The 17,865-nt window shown below is 64.0% G+C and carries 18 protein-coding genes; 10 read left to right on the top strand and 8 right to left on the bottom strand.

Annotation, left to right across the window (positions count from 1 at the left end; all coding sequences use genetic code 11):
• On the bottom strand, positions 1 to 303 hold the full coding sequence (locus AC0L2L_RS13785; protein WP_473579103.1) for a BolA family protein: 303 nt from the start codon (positions 301 to 303) through the stop codon (positions 1 to 3).
• 157 nt (positions 304 to 460) lie between these two features.
• Between AC0L2L_RS13785 and AC0L2L_RS13790 the strand changes: the two genes are divergently transcribed.
• The 4 genes from AC0L2L_RS13790 (at position 461) to AC0L2L_RS13805 (ending at position 5,123) form a co-directional block, all read left to right on the top strand.
• Positions 461 to 1,090 carry a J domain-containing protein gene (locus tag AC0L2L_RS13790; protein ID WP_473579105.1) on the top strand — a complete coding sequence of 210 codons (630 nt, stop codon included), beginning with the start codon at positions 461 to 463 and terminating at the stop codon, positions 1,088 to 1,090.
• Positions 1,091 to 1,213: 123 nt separating this feature from the next.
• Positions 1,214 to 2,200, top strand: a complete 987-nt coding sequence (gene cobS / locus AC0L2L_RS13795; protein WP_027167512.1) for a cobaltochelatase subunit CobS — start codon at positions 1,214 to 1,216, stop codon at positions 2,198 to 2,200.
• An 11-nt stretch (positions 2,201 to 2,211) separates the two neighbouring features.
• Positions 2,212 to 4,110 carry a cobaltochelatase subunit CobT gene (gene cobT / locus AC0L2L_RS13800; RefSeq protein WP_473579108.1) on the top strand — a complete coding sequence of 633 codons (1,899 nt, stop codon included), beginning with the start codon at positions 2,212 to 2,214 and terminating at the stop codon, positions 4,108 to 4,110.
• Complete coding sequence (locus AC0L2L_RS13805) at positions 4,107 to 5,123, top strand: esterase-like activity of phytase family protein (protein WP_473579109.1); 1,017 nt, start codon at positions 4,107 to 4,109, stop codon at positions 5,121 to 5,123. Before cobT ends, AC0L2L_RS13805 begins: the two co-directional genes overlap by 4 nt.
• Before the next feature lie 44 nt (positions 5,124 to 5,167).
• On the opposite strand, the gene AC0L2L_RS13810 is transcribed toward AC0L2L_RS13805, so the two are convergent.
• The 5 genes from AC0L2L_RS13810 to rpmB form a co-directional block, all read right to left on the bottom strand.
• Positions 5,168 to 5,815, bottom strand: coding sequence for a hypothetical protein (locus AC0L2L_RS13810; RefSeq protein ID WP_473579111.1), 648 nt, complete (start codon positions 5,813 to 5,815; stop codon positions 5,168 to 5,170).
• Positions 5,816 to 6,197: 382 nt separating this feature from the next.
• Positions 6,198 to 7,973 (bottom strand): GtrA family protein, encoded by a 1,776-nt coding sequence (locus AC0L2L_RS13815; RefSeq protein WP_473579112.1) that lies wholly within the window; start codon positions 7,971 to 7,973, stop codon positions 6,198 to 6,200.
• A 121-nt stretch (positions 7,974 to 8,094) separates the two neighbouring features.
• The gene (locus AC0L2L_RS13820; protein WP_473579114.1) at positions 8,095 to 8,769 is read right to left on the bottom strand and encodes a hypothetical protein; all 675 of its coding nucleotides are present in this window, start codon (positions 8,767 to 8,769) and stop codon (positions 8,095 to 8,097) included.
• Positions 8,770 to 8,833: 64 nt separating this feature from the next.
• Positions 8,834 to 9,514, bottom strand: coding sequence for a queuosine precursor transporter (locus tag AC0L2L_RS13825; protein ID WP_473579116.1), 681 nt, complete (start codon positions 9,512 to 9,514; stop codon positions 8,834 to 8,836).
• A 96-nt stretch (positions 9,515 to 9,610) separates the two neighbouring features.
• Positions 9,611 to 9,907 (bottom strand): 50S ribosomal protein L28, encoded by a 297-nt coding sequence (gene rpmB, locus AC0L2L_RS13830; RefSeq protein WP_473579118.1) that lies wholly within the window; start codon positions 9,905 to 9,907, stop codon positions 9,611 to 9,613.
• 258 nt (positions 9,908 to 10,165) lie between these two features.
• On the opposite strand from rpmB, the gene AC0L2L_RS13835 reads away from it, so the two are divergent.
• The 4 genes from AC0L2L_RS13835 (at position 10,166) to AC0L2L_RS13850 (ending at position 13,730) form a co-directional block, all read left to right on the top strand.
• Positions 10,166 to 10,957: a DUF3108 domain-containing protein gene (locus AC0L2L_RS13835; RefSeq protein WP_473579120.1), complete on the top strand. Its 792-nt coding sequence runs from the start codon at positions 10,166 to 10,168 to the stop codon at positions 10,955 to 10,957.
• A gap of 88 nt (positions 10,958 to 11,045) precedes the next feature.
• Complete coding sequence (gene yddG, locus AC0L2L_RS13840) at positions 11,046 to 11,933, top strand: aromatic amino acid exporter YddG (RefSeq protein WP_473579122.1); 888 nt, start codon at positions 11,046 to 11,048, stop codon at positions 11,931 to 11,933.
• A complete protein-coding gene (locus AC0L2L_RS13845; RefSeq protein WP_473579124.1) occupies positions 11,930 to 12,601 on the top strand; it encodes a lysoplasmalogenase family protein in 672 nt (223 codons plus the stop codon). Before yddG ends, AC0L2L_RS13845 begins: the two co-directional genes overlap by 4 nt.
• Positions 12,602 to 12,734: 133 nt before the next feature.
• Complete coding sequence (locus AC0L2L_RS13850) at positions 12,735 to 13,730, top strand: serine hydrolase domain-containing protein (protein ID WP_473579125.1); 996 nt, start codon at positions 12,735 to 12,737, stop codon at positions 13,728 to 13,730.
• A gap of 64 nt (positions 13,731 to 13,794) precedes the next feature.
• Here AC0L2L_RS13850 and AC0L2L_RS13855 read toward each other — a convergent pair whose 3' ends face one another.
• A complete protein-coding gene (locus AC0L2L_RS13855; protein ID WP_473579127.1) occupies positions 13,795 to 14,232 on the bottom strand; it encodes a cupin domain-containing protein in 438 nt (145 codons plus the stop codon).
• Between the two features lie 34 nt (positions 14,233 to 14,266).
• Positions 14,267 to 15,034 carry a hydroxyacylglutathione hydrolase gene (gene gloB, locus AC0L2L_RS13860; RefSeq protein ID WP_473579129.1) on the bottom strand — a complete coding sequence of 256 codons (768 nt, stop codon included), beginning with the start codon at positions 15,032 to 15,034 and terminating at the stop codon, positions 14,267 to 14,269.
• A 117-nt stretch (positions 15,035 to 15,151) separates the two neighbouring features.
• Here gloB and AC0L2L_RS13865 point away from each other — a divergent pair, with 117 nt between their 5' ends.
• Together AC0L2L_RS13865 and AC0L2L_RS13870 are read left to right on the top strand one after the other, a co-directional pair.
• Positions 15,152 to 15,922: a class I SAM-dependent methyltransferase gene (locus AC0L2L_RS13865; RefSeq protein ID WP_473579130.1), complete on the top strand. Its 771-nt coding sequence runs from the start codon at positions 15,152 to 15,154 to the stop codon at positions 15,920 to 15,922.
• A 118-nt stretch (positions 15,923 to 16,040) separates the two neighbouring features.
• Positions 16,041 to 17,852 (top strand): ABC transporter ATP-binding protein/permease, encoded by a 1,812-nt coding sequence (locus AC0L2L_RS13870; protein WP_473579132.1) that lies wholly within the window; start codon positions 16,041 to 16,043, stop codon positions 17,850 to 17,852.
• The last annotated feature ends 13 nt before the right edge of the window (positions 17,853 to 17,865 follow it).

Consider the following 17,865-nt stretch of genomic DNA (forward strand, 5'->3'; position numbering starts at 1 on the left):
TTACCAACGCGTTTTCTCGCCGGGGGCGGCCGGCTCGATCGCCAGCGCGTGGACGCCGGCTTTCAGTTCGTCGGCGAGCAGATCGTTGACGGCGCGGTGGCGCTCGACGCGGCCCATGCCGGCAAAGGCGGCTGAGACGACACGGACGCGGAAATGCGTCTCGCCGGCGCCATCGAACGTCGCATGGTGGCCGGACTCCACATGATGATGGCCGGCGTGAAGGTGGCTTTCGTTGATCACGGCCAGCCTTTCGGGCGAAAATGCCACCTTCAGCTTGTTTTCCATCGTCGACTGTATGGACATCCTGGTTTTCCTTCCCCACTTGACGGCATAGCCGCAAATTATCTGCGGCGCAGCCGCAAAATCTATGGTTTCGACCGCTTTTAAGCCGCGATTCAGCGGTTAGGGCGATCATCGGCGAAATGTCAATTCTTGTTTCGCACGTGCGAACAGCCCATAAATGGGTGAGATGAAAGCGTATCCCAAATATTTCGAGAAGATTCGGATCCGTCCCGAAAAGGACGCGGAGCTGAAGTCGCGCTCGCCAATCTGCCAGTGGGACGGCTGCAAGGAGGCCGGCACCCATCGCGCGCCGGTCGGTCGCATGAAGGAAGGCGAGTATTTTCAGTTCTGCTTCGACCATGTGCGCGAATACAACAAGGGTTTCAACTACTTCTCCGGCGTCCCGGATACCGAGATCGCCCGCTTCCAGAAGGAAGCGATGACCGGCCACCGGCCGACATGGAAGATGGGCCTCGCCGGCGCCTCGACACGCTCGTCGCCCGATATGGCGCAGATGCGCTCCGGCCGCGCCGGCTATTACAACCGCATGCGCGACCCTTTCGACCTGTTCAAAGGGCCAAAGGATCCGCGGGAACCGCGCGAGCGCAAGGCAAAGCCGCTTGAGGCCAAGGCGCTGGAAACGCTTGGTCTTGATACAAAGGCGACTGGTAAGGACATCAAGGCGCGCTATAAGGAACTCGTTAAGCGCCACCATCCGGATGCGAATGGCGGCGACAGAGGTTCGGAAGACCGGTTCCGCGATGTGCTGCAGGCCTATCGCGTGCTCAAGCAAGCAGGATTGTGCTGAGCGGCCCTACGGTCCGTGTCGTTTTCCAACTTTCATAAGGTTGGAAAAGGCTCTAAGACCGCCCCCGGACAAAATCGATTGCTGGCGAAACGCGGCGTTTCGCCCGTGGAGACGTTGATAGAGATGAACAAGGTCGATCGCGACATCGCCAACCTGCCCGACACGACCGCGTCGGTGAAGGAGAAATTCGGCTTCGACTCCAAGATGGTGGTTCCCGCCTATTCGGCAGCGACCGAGCATGTGCCGGACATCGACCCGGACTATCTGTTCGACAAGGCAACGACTTTGGCGATCCTCGCCGGTTTTGCCTATAACCGCCGCGTCATGGTGTCGGGCTATCACGGCACCGGCAAGTCGACGCATATCGAGCAGGTGGCGGCGCGGCTCAACTGGCCTTGCGTGCGCGTCAACCTCGACAGCCATGTCAGCCGCATCGATCTCGTCGGCAAGGACGCCATCGTCGTCAAGGAAGGCCTGCAGATCACCGAATTCCGCGACGGTATCCTGCCCTGGGCCTATCAGCACAATGTGGCGCTCTGCTTCGACGAATACGATGCCGGCCGCCCGGACGTGATGTTCGTCATCCAGCGCGTGCTGGAATCGTCGGGCCGGCTGACGCTGCTCGACCAGAGCCGGGTCATCCGCCCGCATCCGGCGTTCCGGCTTTTCGCCACCGCCAACACGGTCGGGCTGGGCGACACCACCGGCCTCTATCACGGCACGCAGCAGATCAACCAGGCACAGATGGACCGCTGGTCGATCGTCACCACGCTCAACTACCTGCCGCACGACAATGAGGTGAACATCGTGCTGGCCAAGGCCAAGCACTACCGCGACACCAAGGGCAAGGACATCGTCAACAAGATGGTGCGCGTCGCCGACATGACGCGCTCGGCCTTCATCAATGGCGACCTGTCGACCGTGATGAGCCCGCGTACCGTCATCACCTGGGCCGAAAACGCCGAAATCTTCGGCGATATCGGCATGGCGTTCCGGCTGACCTTCCTCAACAAATGCGACGAGCTGGAGCGTTCGGTGGTGGCCGAGTTCTACCAGCGCGCCTTCGGCGAGGAATTGCCCGAGAGCGCCGCCAACGTGGTGCTGGGCTAAGCGGAGCCTCGATGGCGGGTCCGGGCGACAACACGCGCAACAAGCCGAAGAACGGGTCTGAAGCCGACAGCTTCAAGCGCGCCGTCACCGTCTGCATGCGCGCCGTCGCCGGCGACAAGGACCTCGAGGTCGGCTTCGCCAAGGACCGGCCGGCATTGGCCGGCAATCGAGCACGCCTGCCCGAGCTGCCCAAGAAAGCCTCCCGCAACGACATCGCGATCACGCGCGGCCTGGGCGATTCCATGGCGCTGAAGCGCGCCTGCCACGATCAGCGCATCCACAACAAGCTGGCGCCGGAAGGCAAGCTGGCGCGTGCGATCTACGATGCCGTCGAGCAGGCCCGCGTCGAGGCGATCGGCAGCCGCGCCATGCAGGGCGTGGCCGACAATATCGGCTCGATGCTCGAGGACAAATACGCCAAGGCGAACCTCTTCGACGTCAAGGACAAGGCGGATGCGCCGCTCGAGGAAGCGATTGCGCTGATGGTGCGCGAAAAACTCACCGGCCGCGCGATCCCGAAGAGCGGCGAGCGGCTGGTCGATCTTTGGCGCCCCTGGGTCGAGGAAAAGGCCAGCGGCGACCTCGACGGCCTGTCGGCCAAGCTCGAGGACCAGCAGGCCTTTGCCCGCGTCGTGCGCGAGATGCTCGTTTCCATGGAAATGGCCGAGGAGCTCGGCGACGACCAGGAAACCGACGACTCCGAGGAAAACGAAGAGAACGAACAGCAGGGCGAGGACCAGAGCGAGGAGGGCGGCGAGGACGATTCCGGCTCCGAGCAGTCGCAGTCGGAAGATGCCGAGGCCTCCTCCGACGAGGAAGAGTCGGCCGAGACCGAAGCGACCGACGCCACCTCCGATGACCTCTCCGACGAGGATGATGCCGACGCCGAGACGCCTGGCGAGGCCAAGCGCAACGACAATCCGTTCCTCAACCTGCCGAAAGAGATCGACTACAAGGTGTTTACCACCGCCTTCGACGAGACGGTGGGCGCCGAGGACCTTTGCGAGGAAGAAGAGCTCGACCGGCTGCGCGCCTTCCTCGACAAGCAGCTCGCCAACCTTTCCGGCGTCGTCGGGCGGCTCGCCAACCGGTTGCAGCGCCGGCTGATGGCGCAGCAGAACCGCTCCTGGGATTTCGATCTCGAGGAAGGCTATCTCGATCCGGCGCGCCTCGTGCGCGTCGTCATCGATCCGATGCAGCCGCTGTCCTTCAAGCAGGAGCGCGACACCAAGTTCCGTGACACGGTGGTGTCGCTGGTGCTCGACAATTCGGGCTCGATGCGCGGCCGGCCGATCACGGTCGCCGCGACCTGCGCCGACATCCTGGCGCGCACGCTGGAGCGCTGCGGCGTTTCGGTGGAAATCCTCGGCTTCACCACGCGGGCGTGGAAAGGCGGGCAGGCGCGCGAGAAGTGGCTGAAGGACGGCAAGCCGCCGAATCCGGGCCGGCTCAACGACCTGCGCCACATCATCTATAAATCCGCCGACCATCCGTGGCGGCGGGCGCGACGCAATCTCGGCCTGATGATGCGCGAGGGCCTGCTCAAGGAAAACATCGACGGCGAGGCGCTGCTTTGGGCGCATAACCGCCTGATCGGCCGACCCGAGCAGCGCAAGATCCTGATGATGATCTCGGACGGCGCGCCGGTCGACGATTCCACGCTCTCGGTCAATCCGGGCAATTACCTGGAACGGCACCTGCGCGGCGTCATCGAGCTGATCGAGACGCGCTCGCCGGTCGAGTTGCTCGCTATCGGCATCGGCCACGACGTCACGCGCTATTATCGCCGCGCCGTCACCATCGTCGATGCCGAGGAGCTGGCGGGCGCCATGACCGAGCAGCTTGCCTCGCTGTTCGGCGAGGAAAGCGCGCGCGACACGCGGCGCGGCGGCCTGCGGCGCGCCGGATGATCTTTTCCTGGCGGCGTGCGCGGCGGACGCTTTTCGCCTGCATGCTGGCCTGCGTCTCGCCGGCGATTGCCGGCCAGAGAGCCGTCGTCGAGCCTGTCGAGATTGCGGCGCGGCCGATCAGACAGTTCCATGTCGGCCACGACGAGACGCGGTTCGGACCGTTGGAATTCGTCGGCGGGCTGGAGATGACCTCGCCGGCGCGCGATTTCGGCGCGCTGTCGGGGTTTCGCCTCCTGAAGCCGGGCGGCGATTTCATCGGTGTCGCCGACACCGGCTTCTGGTTCTTCGGCACGATCGCGCATGACGCCGACAAGCGCCCCTCGGGCGTTGAGAATTTCCGCATGCAGCAGATGGTCGATGCTTCGGGCCGGCCGATCGACCGGAAGTGGGAGGTCGACGCGGAAGGGCTCGCGGTCAAGGACGGCGTCGCCACTGTCGGCTTCGAGCGCGACCAGCGCGTCGCCCAGTTCAAGATCGATCCCGACAACATGAAAGCGCCAGTCAGGTTGCTCGACTACCTGGTTCCCGCCCAGGAGTTGCGCCAGAACCGCGGTTTCGAGACGGTCACCCACGCCAACCCTTACGGGCAGCACGCGGGCGGACTGGTCGTGGTCTCGGAAAGGAGCCTCGACAAGGCCGGCAATGTCTATGCCGCCATCATCGAGGGACCGCATAAGGGCGTGTTCACCGTCAAGCGCAACGGCGATTTCGACATCACCGACGGCGCCTTCCTACCTGGCGGCGATCTGCTGCTTCTGGAGCGCAGCTTCTCGATCGGGCGCGGCGTGAAGATGCGGCTGCGGCGCATCTATGGCGAAAGCGTAGAGAAGGGCGCGGTCGCCGACGGGCCGGTGCTGATGGAGGCCGACATGGGCTACCAGATCGACAATATGGAAGGCCTCGATGTCTGGACCCGCGACGACGGCGCGCTGATGGTGTCGCTGATATCCGACGACAACCACTCGATCCTGCAGCGCAACCTCTATCTGGAATTCATCCTGCACCAGGATTGAGCGCGTCGGCATTGCGGGGGCGGCAGTCGCCGCCCGCTGAGAGGTTACCGGCCGACGTGACGGACCTCGTTCGTCACGAAATTGGCCGCGCGCTTGCTTCGGTTGCGGATCTTGAGCGTCACGGTGTTGTCCACGAAATAGGTGTGGAGGATGCTGTCGCGGGTGCGGACCTCCGGCCCGACGGTGTCGACCGCATGCCAGGTGTCGGTGCCGACCGCGAAGGCATAGCCTGTGTTCGGCGAAAACGACATCCGGTGCGAATTCTCGAAACGCCCGTCCGGCATGCGCTGCGCGAAGCGGGTGCCGATGTGGTTGATGCTGTCGTCCTCCGGCAGGTAAAACTGGACCGTGATACCCTTCCATTTCGTGTCGGTGTGGAAACCGATCTTGTAGCCCGCCACGTCGCGCGTCAGCATCGGCACCGGATACATGCCGACCTTCATGAAGTCCGACCCGAACCGGCGTTCCAGGCCCGGGGCAAGGCGGCGCATGAATGCGTCTTTCAGGTCCGGCGCGTGCAGCGCCTTTCCGACCAGGGCCCAGACGGCCCGCTTTTCTGTCGGCAGATGGCGGATATATTCGGGGTAGAGGTCGATCTTGATCCGCGTTGCGGTGCCGTCGGCCTTGATATTCACGTTGTTGCGCCCCTTGAGCGCGCGATATTCGCGCGCTTCGGGCATGGCGGCGCGCATGCGCAGATAGAGGTTCGCCGGGAAAACATCCGTCATTTCCAGGTGCCAGAAAGGCGTTCCCACAAAGGTGGCGCGGTCGACAGCTCCCACCATGTGGGACACGACATGCTGCAGTGTTTGTGTGGCTGATGCTGGCGCCACCGCGCTGTCTATGGCCGACATGGATATCCTTCCCCCAAGCTAAAACCCCGAATCCAAATTTCCTGGACACATATATCGCTGCTCGGGCGAAATGCTAACCAAAGTACAGGCTGGATTGCAACGATCCACCGGACTGATTTCAATCGCGGTTTTCCAAATCACAAAGTGAAGATGTATCGGCGCTAAGCGACTGTGCGAACGGGGCGCCGTCGACGATGCTGATTTGGCGCCAGGCCGATATTCAACGAACCTTGTAGATCTCGATCGGCTTTCCTGCGGTCGAGCGATCCAGTTCGAGCCATTCCGGCACATCGCCTCGCAGCAGCTCGGCGGCAAGACCCTTGGGAGCGTCCAGCCCCAGCGATATCTCTTCCGTGTTGCCGCGACATATCGCGATCAGTCCGACATGCTCGCGTCCGATGACGGCGCGGGCGGCGTCCGGCGTTCCCATGAAAGCGTCGAGCATGGCAAGGTTGCCGCCGGCATTGCGGTGGTAGGGCCCGGCCAGCACCCGGTGGCCGGTGAACATCAGTATCCCCGAGCCGAGATTGGACGAGGCTAGCACCGTCGTCGCCGGCAAGGCCGCGAGATCGCGAAAGTCGGCCGGCTTGCCGCAGGTGACGGCATGATCGGGATCGGAATTGATCCGCTGCGGCGCCTTCTGGACCACGGACTGCGCCGCCACCGCCACACCGGCCCAGGTCGCGTTGAGCGAGACCAGCCACGCCATGACAATGCCGGTGGACAGGCGCCATGAAGGCGCGGTGCTCGCCCGCAGGCGGATTTTCGCGATCCAGGCCGAAAGCGGCAGCACGGCGAAGGCGACAGAGAAGGTCGAGCCGCGCACCTGCCAGAGGCTGACGCCAAAGGCGACGACAAGCAGGATGGCGGCGAGTATCTCCTCGCGACGCAGGCGACGGCTTCGCAGTTGAAAGCCGATCAGCAGGATCGCAATGAAGGGCGTCACATAGCGCGTCGCCATCAGCTTCGGCTGGCGCACGGCGACGCTCCAGAAGGGCTGCGCTTCGACCACATCGTTCAGCCAATAGGTGCGGATACGCTCGTCCATGCCCGCATAGGGCGATGCCAGGCATTGCGGGAAGAACATGATCACAACGACCGCGACCGCCACCGCCAGTGCCAGCATCGAACCGAGCCGCGCCCGGGTCGTCGATGCGGCCAATGTGCCGGCAATCGCGAGGCCGAAGCCAGACAGACCGGCAACCGCGAACTGGAAGGACGAAAAGGCGTCGCATTGGGCAACGCCCCAGTCGGCCGGCCGGATCGTCGCCAAGAAGACGAGGAAGGCGACGCCGGCAAATCCGAGGCCGAAGCCCTGTGCCGTGACGCGTTCCTTGTCGTCAAGGATGAACAGGACCGCGGCACAGATGCCGAGCACCGCCACATAGGGGGCGGTCTCCATGCCGACAGCGAGCGTCAAGCCGGCGCAAATGCCCGAGACAAGCGGAGTCAGCCGCCAGGAGGGCGATTCCATCAGAAGCCAGAGGCTGGCCGCCGTCAAAAGCAGCTGGACATTATGGTGGTCGATCACGCCAGGGCTGTAGATCACCAGGAAGAAAAGTGCCGCCGTCGACAGGATGACCGACGGCATCACGACATTCGCGCCGGCGAAGCGGTGCGAGGCGCGCATGAGCACAAATATGGTCAGCCCGTAGAGCAAGGTCGGCCAGATGATCTCCGCGGCTCGTTCGGCGGCGGCGCTGCTGGCGCCCAGCGCATCGAAGGCCATGATGATCAGCGCAAGGGGCGTGTCCACCAGGCGCGACCAGTGCATGACGAAGCCGCCGGAGATGCCCATCCTGTATTGATGGAGATCGAACCAGCTTTGGCCGCCGAGCAGGTCGCGGACCTCGACCAGCCGCAGCATGCTGTCATTGTCCGCGCCATAGTCCGTGAGAGTGGGAAAGCCGGAAGCCGCGTTGATCGCCAGCACCACCAGCGTGGCGCACAACGCAAGCAAGAGATCATTTTTCCAACCGGTGCCTGGTACGGTCATGCTGGTCGCAAAGCCCTGGAGAATTTCCGCGATCCTGCATGATCGGCCGTAACAAAGCGTAAAGCGTCGGTCTCCGGTCGACGGAATCGTCAGGCGACGGCGCGGTTGACTGCGGTCCAGATTACAGCCTTTTGGCTGCAACCCAGATCACATGGCGGGCGCCGCGCTTGCCGTGGGCCCGAGCGCTGATCTCCTCGACCGCGAAGCCGGCTTGTTTCAGCCGCCGCGTGAAACCGCTGTCCGGCCCCTGCGACCAGACCGCCAGAATGCCGCCCGGCTTCAATGCGGCATGCGTAGCCGCCAGACCGGCGGCGTCATAGAGCGTATCATTGCCCTTGTAGACGATGCCCTCGGGACCATTGTCGACGTCGAGCAGGATGGCGTCCCAGGCGGCGTTCTGCGCCCTTATCAGCTGACCGACATCGGCCTCGCGGATGGTGACGCGGGGATCGTCGAGGCAGCCCTCGAAGATCCTGGACATCGGGCCACGTGCCCAGGCGACGACCGCGGGGACAAGCTCTGCAACGGTGACGGCGGCGTCTTGATCAAGCGCGGCGAGAGCGGCGCGCAAGGTGAAGCCCATGCCGAGCCCGCCGATGAGGATCGCTGGCTGCTTGCGGCCGCCGATCCGCTCGCAGGAAAGCCTGGCCAGAGCCTCTTCGGAGCCGCTGAGGCGGCTGTTCATCAGTTCATTGGCGCCGAGCATGATCGAGAATTCGGCACCGCGCTGCTTCAGGCGAAGTTCCTGGCCGCCGTCGGGCGTGCGGGCCGAGTCAAGCTGAACCCAGGGTATCAATAGCGAACTCTTTGTCTGACCATGATCTTTTCCGCAAACCGGGCTCCACTTTGCGGGATCATGATTAAACCGCCATTGCCGGCTGGCTCCAGCGGGCGGCGAGCAGCCGGTAAGGGATCAGCGCCACCGCGGCGATGATCAGCTTCACCGAGAGGTCGCCGAGCGCCCAGGACACCCAGCGCATGGTCTCGACCGGCAGCACGCCCAGCAGCGGTGCGTTCTCCAGCGCGAAGCTGTCGTTGGGACCGGCAAAGGCGAAGGCGGCGGAAAAGGCGACGCCGAAGAAAACGATTGTGTCGAACACCGAGCCGACCAGCGTGCCGATGATCGGCGCGCGCCACCAGCTCTGCCGGCGCAGCCGGTTGAAGACGGTGACATCGAGCAGCTGCGCGGTCAGGAAAGCCGCGCCGGACGCGGCTGCAATGCGCACCAGCCGGTCGGCGGCGGTCTCGAACTCGATCAATCCATGGCGAAACAGGAAGGGCGGGATCAGGATCGAGCAGGTCACCGCGGTCATGAAGCCGACGAACACCACCTTGCGGGCCACGGCGGGGCCGTAGCGGCGGTTGGCAAGGTCGGTGACGAGGAAGGAGAAAGGATAGGTGAAGGCGCCCCAGGTGAGCAGGTCCGCCAGCGACAGCCCGCCGACCTGCCCCTGCATCGGGAACTGCACGAGGATATTCGATGCCACGACGACAAGCGCCATGGCGCCCACGAAGGGAAGGTATCGCGTCAGGAAGTTCATTTTTTTATCCTGGGTAATGGAACCAGCTGAGCGTCGCCGCTCGCCAATATCGAACACCGGATCGATCCGGTGCTCGGGGCGGCGCCTGAAAGCTGCTTAAACGGCCGACTGCTCGGCGAGCTTCTTGGCGATCTGCTTCTTGAGCAGACGAGCACGCTGCGACAATTCCTTGACGTCGGCCTTGGCCAGGAAGGCGTCGAGGCCGCCGCGATGCTCGACCGAACGCAGCGCGTTGGCCGAAATGCGCAGGCGAACGTTCTGGTTCAGCGCTTCGGAAATCAGCGTCACATTGACCAGGTTCGGCAGGAAGCGACGCTTGGTCTTGTTGTTGGCGTGGCTCACATTGTTGCCGGTCTGAACTGCCTTGGCAGTGAGTTCGCAGGTGCGGGACATCTTGTCTAACCTTCAGTTTCTAAACCTGCCAAACCATTCTGCCCGCGCCGGGCGGCGCGCGGTCTCGGTCAGGCGGCCTTTGGAAAAGTTGGCGTTCCTTAGTGGCATTTCACCACTGCGTCAAGCTCCGGCGCGAGGCCAGCTGTCAGACACGCTCCATATAAAGGCCGGATTTCATACTATAAGCCGATCGCGAAGGGATATGCCAGGCTGGACCTCTTCAGTTCCGGCCGAACCGCCAGGGATTCGCCAGCCGCCATGCTCCGTCCATCTCACGCACTCGCCGCCCTTCTTGCCCTCGCCGTGCCGGCAACAAGCTTCGCCGCCGCGGCGCCGCAGTCCTTCAAGGGCGAATATACGGTATCCTATCTCGGCCTTTCGATCGCCAGGGCGACTTTTTCCAGCCGCTACGAAGGCGACGCCTATGCCATCAACGGCACCGTCTCGGCCGCTGGGCTCGGCAAGCTGTTCGACGACACGAAAGGCACGATTTCGTCGAAAGGCACCATTTCCGGCAAGCAGATGATGCCGCGGGCGTTCCGGGCCGACTATACGTCCGGCAAGAAGGCCTCCGCGGTCGACATCCGCTTCAGCAACGGCGCGGTCACCTCCACGCAGGTCATTCCCCCGCCAAAGAAGCGCGATCCGAAGAGCTGGGTGCCGCTCGGCGACGCAGACCTGAAATCGGTGCTCGATCCGATGGCCGCGACCGTCATCCACGCCGACAGCCTGGACAAGGTCTGCGGACGGACGGTCAAGTTCTACGACGGCGAGATGCGCGCCGACCTGACCTTGACCTATGCCTCCAAGGGTTCGATCTCGGTACCGGGCTACAAGGGCGACACGGTAACCTGCAAGATGGGCTTCGAGCCGGTGGCGGGCTACCGCAAGGGCCGCAAGGCGCTGAATTTCCTCAAGAACAAGAGCCGCATGCTGGTGACGTTTGCGCCGGTCGGCCAATCCGGCGTATATGCGCCGATCCGCGCCACGGTCGGGACCCAGATCGGGCCGCTGACCATCAGCGCGAGGCAATTCGAAGCGGTGAACTAATTCAGTTTTACGCAATTCCGGACGGAAAACCGCGAGGCACTTTTCCTGGAATTGCTCGATGGCGCCACCGCGCGCCGCGGGGGCAGATATGGGGCGCGCAACACTGATCGGGTTCTCGGCGGTCGCCATGTGGGCGCTGCTGGCGCTGCTCACCGATGCTTCCGGGCAAGTGCCGCCGTTCCTGCTGTCGGCCATCACTTTCGCCATCGGCACCTGCGTCGGCCTTGCCGCGCGGCTGGTGATGCCGGCGCCCGACCGTAGCCAGAAGATCCCGCCGCAGGTTTGGGTGATCGGCATAGCCGGGCTGTTCGGCTACCATTTCTTCTACTTCACGGCGCTGCGCAACGCGCCGGCGGTCGAGGCGAGCCTGATCGCCTATCTGTGGCCGCTGCTGATCGTGCTCGGCTCGGCGCTGATGCCGGGTGAGCGGCTTGCCTGGAACCATGTCGTCGGCGCGCTGCTCGGCCTTGCCGGCACTTTCCTGATCGTCACCAAGGGCGGCGGACTGGCCTTCGATGCGCGTTACGCCTTCGGTTATGCGATGGCCGCCGTCTGCGCGCTTTTGTGGTCGTCCTATTCGCTGTTGTCACGGCGTTTCCCCTCGGTGCCGACGTCGATCGTCACCTGGTTCTGCGCGGCGACATCGGTGCTTTCGCTGGCCTGCCACCTGCTGCTTGAGAAGACGGTGCTGCCGGACGGTCCTGGCCAGTGGCTGGCCGTCGTCGGGCTCGGCCTGATGCCGGTCGGCGCGGCCTTCTACGCCTGGGACATCGGCGTCAAGCGCGGCAACATCCAGGTGCTGGGCGCCGCGAGCTATGCCGCCCCGCTTCTGTCGACGCTGGTGCTGATCGCCGCCGGCGTCGCCGAGCCGTCGCTGCGCATTCTCGCCGCCTGCGTGCTCATCACCGGCGGCGCGGCGCTCGCGGCGAAGTCGCTGCTGATGCGCAAGCCGGCGGCCAAAGAGGTGAACGCATGATGCCGTTCCCTGGCGGCATCGAGGCCAACGCCAACGCGACGCTGCTGTTTTCGTTTGTCGCTGCGGTGATCTACGCCTTTGCGCTCGACATGCCGCCGAAATGGACGCGCACGGCGGCAAAGACGCTTGCCGTCGCTCTCCTGGCGGTGCTGGCCGCCATGCAGGGCGGTCCGGTGCTGCTTGTCGCGGCGCTGGCGCTCAGTGCGGTCGGCGACGCCTTTCTGTCGCGCGACGGCGAAAAGGCATTTCTCGGCGGACTGGCGAGCTTTCTTGCCGGCCACATCGTCTACGTCGCGCTGTTTGTGCAGGCAGGCGGCGGGCTCGAACTGTTGAGCGCGCAATCCTGGCGGGGCGCGATCGGCTTGGCCATGGCCGCGTTCAGCATCGTCATGCTTGCTGCGCTTTGGCGCCGTGTCGGCCAGCAACTGCGCGTTCCGATCGCCATCTATGTCGCGGCGATCCTCGCCATGGGCATTTCGGCGCTCACCACGGACAAGGCCTGGGTGATCGCCGGCGCGGTGCTGTTCATCGCCTCGGACGGGCTGCTGGCAGCCGAACGCTTCCTGCTCGCGGCGATCTCGCCGCATCGCGTGTGGATGCGCTATGCGGTCTGGGTGCTTTATTACGCCGCCCAGTTGGCAATCACGTTGGGATTTTTGTTGGGCTAAGGCTCAAAACCATCATTTTGCTCGACCGAATTCGAGCCCATGCGGACATTTATCTGTCCAACGCCAAGTACGTTATGTTCAAACTTTGTTCCCCCAAAGTAGATTCGGCCAGCAGCGTCGATTCGGAGCAGAAATGGCAGGGAATCGAGCACTACCCGATGTGAGTGGCCAGGTTTTTCCGGAAACGGAGTGGGCCGAAGTGTCGGCGGCAAGTCTCGGCTGGTCCATCAAGCGCATCGCCGCCCTCTCCCACGATCTCGCGGACGGTCGCTCAACAGCCCTGATGATCATCGATGCCGGAAACGTCATTTTTCAATGGGGTGACGTAGCTCAGAAGTCGAGTGTGGCTTCGGTTCGGAAAAGCCTGATAAACCTCCTGTATGGCATCTACATTGCGGAAGGCAGGATCGATCTAAACGCGACGCTCGCAGATTTGCAGATCGATGATTTGCAGCCGCTTACACCAAGAGAGCAGCAAGCCACGGTGGCGGACCTCCTGAGAGCCCGGTCAGGCATCTATCTGCCCTCGGTTTATGATACGGCGCATGGGCGGCCGGAACGCGGCAGCCATGCCCCCGGTTCTCACTGGTTCTACAACAACTGGGATTTCAACGTTCTCGGTACGATTCTGGAGCGTCAGACGGGCCAAACCGTATTCGAGGCGCTCACCACGCGCATCGCCGTTCCCCTCGGAATGCAGGACTTCGAACCGGGGGACGGTCACTATCATCGGGGGACGGAATCCCTACATCCCGTCTACAAGGTTCGCATGACTGCCCGCGACCTCGCACGAGTCGGGTTGCTCTACCTTCGCGGCGGCCGCTGGCGAAGTGGACAGCTTGTCCCCCAAAGTTGGGTTCGCGAAAGCACTCGCCCGCAGTCGAACGTTGGTGGAGGGAAAGGCTACGGCTATCTTTGGTGGACGGCAGAGGCCAATGCGCCAGGCGACAGCATGAGCATCCGAGCGCCGATCTTTTATGCTAGCGGCTTCGGTGGACAGTACATTGTTGTTGTTCCCGCATTGGATCTCGTCATCGTGCACAGGTCGGCGAGAGTCGATTGCGGTATAAGCGATGCCCGAATGGGAGAAATACTCCGACGCGTCGTCGAGGCTATGCCAGATCGGTGACGTGGATCGCTACCACCAGTGTCGGAATTCCGCCCATCCCGGTCGTTGGCGACGCTAATTGGATTTAATCCCAGGGCGCTCCGGGCCGCCAGCCCGGCTCGGCCAGCTCGAAAGCGGCGAAATCGAAACCCGGCGCCACCGTGCAGCCGACCAGCGTCCATTCGCCGAGGCTGCGCGCCGACTGCCAACAGCCGGCCGGCACGACGATCTGCGGCCGCTCGCCCGCGGCAAGGGCTGCGCCCAGCACCTGCTCGATGACGCTGCCGGAGCCTTCCTCATGCATCGACAGCGCCAGCGGCGCGCCGGCATAGAAGTGCCAGACCTCGGCCGCGTCCTTCACCCGATGCCAGGCCGAAAGCTGGCCCCGCTCGAGCAGGAAGTAGATCGCGGTCGAATGGCCGCGCCCGCCTGAGGCGGCGTCGCGGAACGTCTCGGCATACCAGCCGCCTTCCGGGTGCGGCTGCAGGCCAAGCGTTGCGATGATTTCGGCGGCGCTGGTCATTGGTCGTACCTTTTGGGCGACTTGCGCGTTGGAACTAGAAATTGTCCTTGCGCTTGCGAATCTCGGCAAACACCTCGGCGTCGCTGGCTTTTTCCATGCCGAGATGCTTGCGGATCGCCGGGTCGTGCCAGCGCAGGAACGGATTGGTCGACAGTTCCTCGCCGATGGTCGTCGGCAGCGTCGGCTTGTTGTCGGCGCGCAGCGCCTCGATCTTCGCCGCGCGCTGCTTCAGGGCAGGGTTGCTCGGATCGACCGTCACCGCGAAGCGGGCATTGGCCAAAGTGTATTCGTGGCCGCAATAGATGGCGGTTTCGGCCGGCAGCGCCGCCAGCTTCTTCAGGGATTCATACATCACCGGCGGCTTGCATTCGAACAGGCGGCCGCAACCCAGCGCAAACAGCGTGTCGGCGGTGAAGGCCACCTTCGAGGCCGGAAGATGGTAGGAGACGTGGCCGGCGGTATGGCCGGGCGTCTCGATGACGTCGATCCTTTCGTCGCCAAGGCGCACGACCGAGCCTTGGCCGACCGTCTCGTCGATGCCGGGGATCTTTGCCTTTTCGGCTTCCGGGCCGACGATGCGCAGCTTGAAGCGTTCCTTCAGCGCCAGATTGGCTTCGACGTGATCGGCATGATGGTGCGTGGTCAGGATCAATGTCGGCGTCCAGCCGGTGCGCTTGATCGCCGCCAGGATCGGCGCCTCTTCCGGCGCGTCGATGATCGCCGTCTGACCGCTTTCAGGGTGGTGAACCAGCACGCCGAAATTGTCGGTGCGGCACATGAACTGCTCGATCTCGACGGGCATCGTATCTCTCTCCGTTATCGCCGCAGAGATAGGGCGGCGCGCCGCCGATGTCATCCGCCTTTGTAGAACCTGGCGCCTTTGTTGAACTTGGCATGCTTCACAGCTACCGTCCCGCGCATGCATTCGGATATCGTCGATCTGCGTTCCTTCTACTCGACCACGCTCGGGCGTCTGGCCGAGCATTCGATCACCATGGCGCTGTCGTCCATATGGGCAACCGTGCCCAACGAACGGCTGGTCGGCCTCGGCTATACACTGCCATGGCTGGAACGTTTTGGCGCCGATGCCGAGCGCGTCCTCGCCTTCATGCCGGCAACGCAGGGCGCGGTGGTGTGGCCTGCGTCGGGGCCGACGGCGACGGCGCTGGTGTTCGACGAGGAACTGCCGCTGGTCGATTCCTGCATCGACCGCATGCTGCTCGTCCATTCGCTCGAACACGCCGAGAACCCGCGCGAAACCCTGAACGAGATCTGGCGCGTGCTGTCGCCGGCAGGGCGCGTCGTCATCGTGGTGCCCAACCGGCGCGGCGTCTGGGCGCGGTTCGAGCATACGCCCTTCGGCAACGGCCGGCCGTTCTCGCGCGGCCAGTTGACCGAGTTGCTGCGCGAGGCCAATTTCACTCCGGCGACATGGAGCGACGCGCTGTTCTTCCCGCCGTCGCCGCGGCGTTTCATGATGCAGTTCCACAATGTGCTGGAGCGGGCCGGCCGGCGGTTCTGGCCGATCTTTTCGGGCGTCATCGTCGTCGAGGCGCAGAAGCGGCTCTACCAAGGCGTGCCGGTGGCTCAGCGCGCCTCTCGCCGTGTTTTCGTGCCGGTCTTCTCGCCGCAGGGCGCGACGCGGCTTGGCCGACGCGCGGCCGATACGGTGCATCGGACAAGCAGATGACGCGTTCGTGATCGGGAGCAAACCTTGCGCCGCACGACAATCATCACCCTATCTCAGGGCCGGGTTCGGAGTGCGGCGTCAGCGCCGATGACCATTCCTGACAGCAGGGATCTCGCATATGGATGACACGCCCCGTATCGAACAGGCTGCGTTCTCGGTCGAGTCGAGCCGCCTCTCAGACCAGTTGGCGACGATCAAGCTGGCGCTGACGACATCGCCGGTGCGCAGGCAGCTCTTGTGGGCCTCGATCGGCATTGTCGGTGTCATCGTCGCGACCTCGATCGGTCAGGTGCTGCTCAACCGCTGGAACCAGCCTTTCTACGATGCGCTGGCGCGGCGCGACTTGCCGGCCTTCCTGCACCAGCTGATGGTATTTGCCGCAATCGCCACCAGCCTCCTGGTGCTCAATGTCGGCCAGACCTGGCTCAACCAGACGATCCGGCTGAGGCTGCGCGAGGCGCTGACGCTCGACCTCATCGATGAATGGATGCGACCCGCGCGCGCCTTCCGGCTCACCCATGCAGGCGCCATCGGCGTCAATCCTGACCAGCGCATGCAGCAGGACGCCGCGCATCTCTCCGACCTGTCGACAGACCTCGGCGTCGGCCTGCTGCAATCCTTCATTCTGCTTGTGTCCTTCATTGGCGTGCTGTGGGAGCTCTCTTCCGGCTTCGTCTTCCATGTCGGCGGCTATTCGCTGGCGATACCCGGCTACATGGTCTGGGCGGCGCTCCTCTATGCTGGCATCGCCTCCTGGCTGAGCTGGCTGGTGGGCCGGCCGCTGATCCGCTTCAACAGCGATCGTTACACGCGCGAGGCGGTGTTGCGCTCCTCCATGGTCCGCGTCAACGAGAATGTCGACGCCATCGCGCTCGCCCATGGTGAGGCGGACGCCAGACGGCGGCTCGACCTCGACCTCGGCGGCGTGCTCGGCGCCATGCGGCGCATCTACGGCGCTCAGATCAACCTGTCCTGGGTAACCGATGCCTATGGCTGGATCACCGTGGTAGCGCCGATCCTTGTCGCGGCACCGGTCTATTTCGCAGGCGATATCAGCTTCGGCGGATTGATGATGGCGGTCGGCGCCTTCAACCAGGTGAATTCCTCGCTGCGCTGGTTCATCAACAACATCGGCGCCATCGCCGATTGGCGGGCAACGCTGATGCGCGTCGCCGACTTCCGCATCGCGCTTGGCGAAACGGACATCCTGCATGCCAAGGAAAAGCGCATCGCGTTCGGCGAAAACGCGAATGGCAAGCTGACGTTCGACAAGCTCGAGGTCGCCTCGCCCGACGGCTGCACCAGGCTTGCCGAAACCGACGTCGAGATAAAGGCCGGCGAGCGTGTCATGATCACCGGCGATCCGCGCGCCGGCAAGACGCTGTTCTTCCGCGCCATAGCCGGCCTCTGGCCATGGGGAAGCGGCCGTATCGGCATGCCGGCCGGGGAAAGGCCGTTCTTCGTGCCGCGCACGCCCTATTTCCCGCTCGGCACGCTGCGCGACGTGCTCAACCACGCCGAAGGCGCCAAGATCGACGACGCCGAGATTTCCGCGGTCCTCGGCGAAGTCGGCCTGGAGCGCCTGTCGTCCCAGCTCGACCGCTCGGCGCGCTGGGAGCATGAGCTGGCCGACGACGAACAGCGGCTGCTCGCCTTCGCGCGGCTCGCGCTGAGGAAGCCGAAATGGGTGATCATCGACGAAGCGCTGGACACGTTCGACGGCGCCACATTGCGGCGCGTGCTGGCGATGTTGCAGGCCAGGCTGCCGGATACCGCGATCCTCAATATCGGGCGCGGCCAGCACAACAACCAGTTCTTCCCGCGCGCGCTCACCATCGTCAAGGACAGCGGCGGATCGGCGCTCAAGCCGGCTCGCCTCCGCGCCGGGGCGATCGAACCGCCGCCAACCGTCGCTCGCGCCGGGAAATAGCTTTATTTCGCCG

This window comes from Mesorhizobium sp. WSM4832, from assembly GCF_055811115.1.

What these genes read in the sequence shown, in the direction of transcription:
- AC0L2L_RS13815 (WP_473579112.1), bottom strand. Translation starts at nt 7,973, where the DNA reads ATGACCGTACCAGGCACCGGTTGGAAAAATGATCTCTTGCTTGCGTTG.
- cobS (WP_027167512.1), top strand. Translation starts at nt 1,214, where the DNA reads ATGAACAAGGTCGATCGCGACATCGCCAACCTGCCCGACACGACCGCG.
- AC0L2L_RS13790 (WP_473579105.1), top strand. Translation starts at nt 461, where the DNA reads ATGGGTGAGATGAAAGCGTATCCCAAATATTTCGAGAAGATTCGGATC.
- AC0L2L_RS13805 (WP_473579109.1), top strand. Translation starts at nt 4,107, where the DNA reads ATGATCTTTTCCTGGCGGCGTGCGCGGCGGACGCTTTTCGCCTGCATG.
- yddG (WP_473579122.1), top strand. Translation starts at nt 11,046, where the DNA reads ATGGGGCGCGCAACACTGATCGGGTTCTCGGCGGTCGCCATGTGGGCG.
- AC0L2L_RS13865 (WP_473579130.1), top strand. Translation starts at nt 15,152, where the DNA reads ATGCATTCGGATATCGTCGATCTGCGTTCCTTCTACTCGACCACGCTC.
- rpmB (WP_473579118.1), bottom strand. Translation starts at nt 9,907, where the DNA reads ATGTCCCGCACCTGCGAACTCACTGCCAAGGCAGTTCAGACCGGCAAC.
- AC0L2L_RS13850 (WP_473579125.1), top strand. Translation starts at nt 12,735, where the DNA reads ATGGCAGGGAATCGAGCACTACCCGATGTGAGTGGCCAGGTTTTTCCG.
- AC0L2L_RS13845 (WP_473579124.1), top strand. Translation starts at nt 11,930, where the DNA reads ATGATGCCGTTCCCTGGCGGCATCGAGGCCAACGCCAACGCGACGCTG.
- AC0L2L_RS13870 (WP_473579132.1), top strand. Translation starts at nt 16,041, where the DNA reads ATGGATGACACGCCCCGTATCGAACAGGCTGCGTTCTCGGTCGAGTCG.
- AC0L2L_RS13785 (WP_473579103.1), bottom strand. Translation starts at nt 303, where the DNA reads ATGTCCATACAGTCGACGATGGAAAACAAGCTGAAGGTGGCATTTTCG.
- cobT (WP_473579108.1), top strand. Translation starts at nt 2,212, where the DNA reads ATGGCGGGTCCGGGCGACAACACGCGCAACAAGCCGAAGAACGGGTCT.
- AC0L2L_RS13835 (WP_473579120.1), top strand. Translation starts at nt 10,166, where the DNA reads ATGCTCCGTCCATCTCACGCACTCGCCGCCCTTCTTGCCCTCGCCGTG.
- AC0L2L_RS13825 (WP_473579116.1), bottom strand. Translation starts at nt 9,514, where the DNA reads ATGAACTTCCTGACGCGATACCTTCCCTTCGTGGGCGCCATGGCGCTT.
- AC0L2L_RS13855 (WP_473579127.1), bottom strand. Translation starts at nt 14,232, where the DNA reads ATGACCAGCGCCGCCGAAATCATCGCAACGCTTGGCCTGCAGCCGCAC.
- gloB (WP_473579129.1), bottom strand. Translation starts at nt 15,034, where the DNA reads ATGCCCGTCGAGATCGAGCAGTTCATGTGCCGCACCGACAATTTCGGC.
- AC0L2L_RS13810 (WP_473579111.1), bottom strand. Translation starts at nt 5,815, where the DNA reads ATGCGCGCCGCCATGCCCGAAGCGCGCGAATATCGCGCGCTCAAGGGG.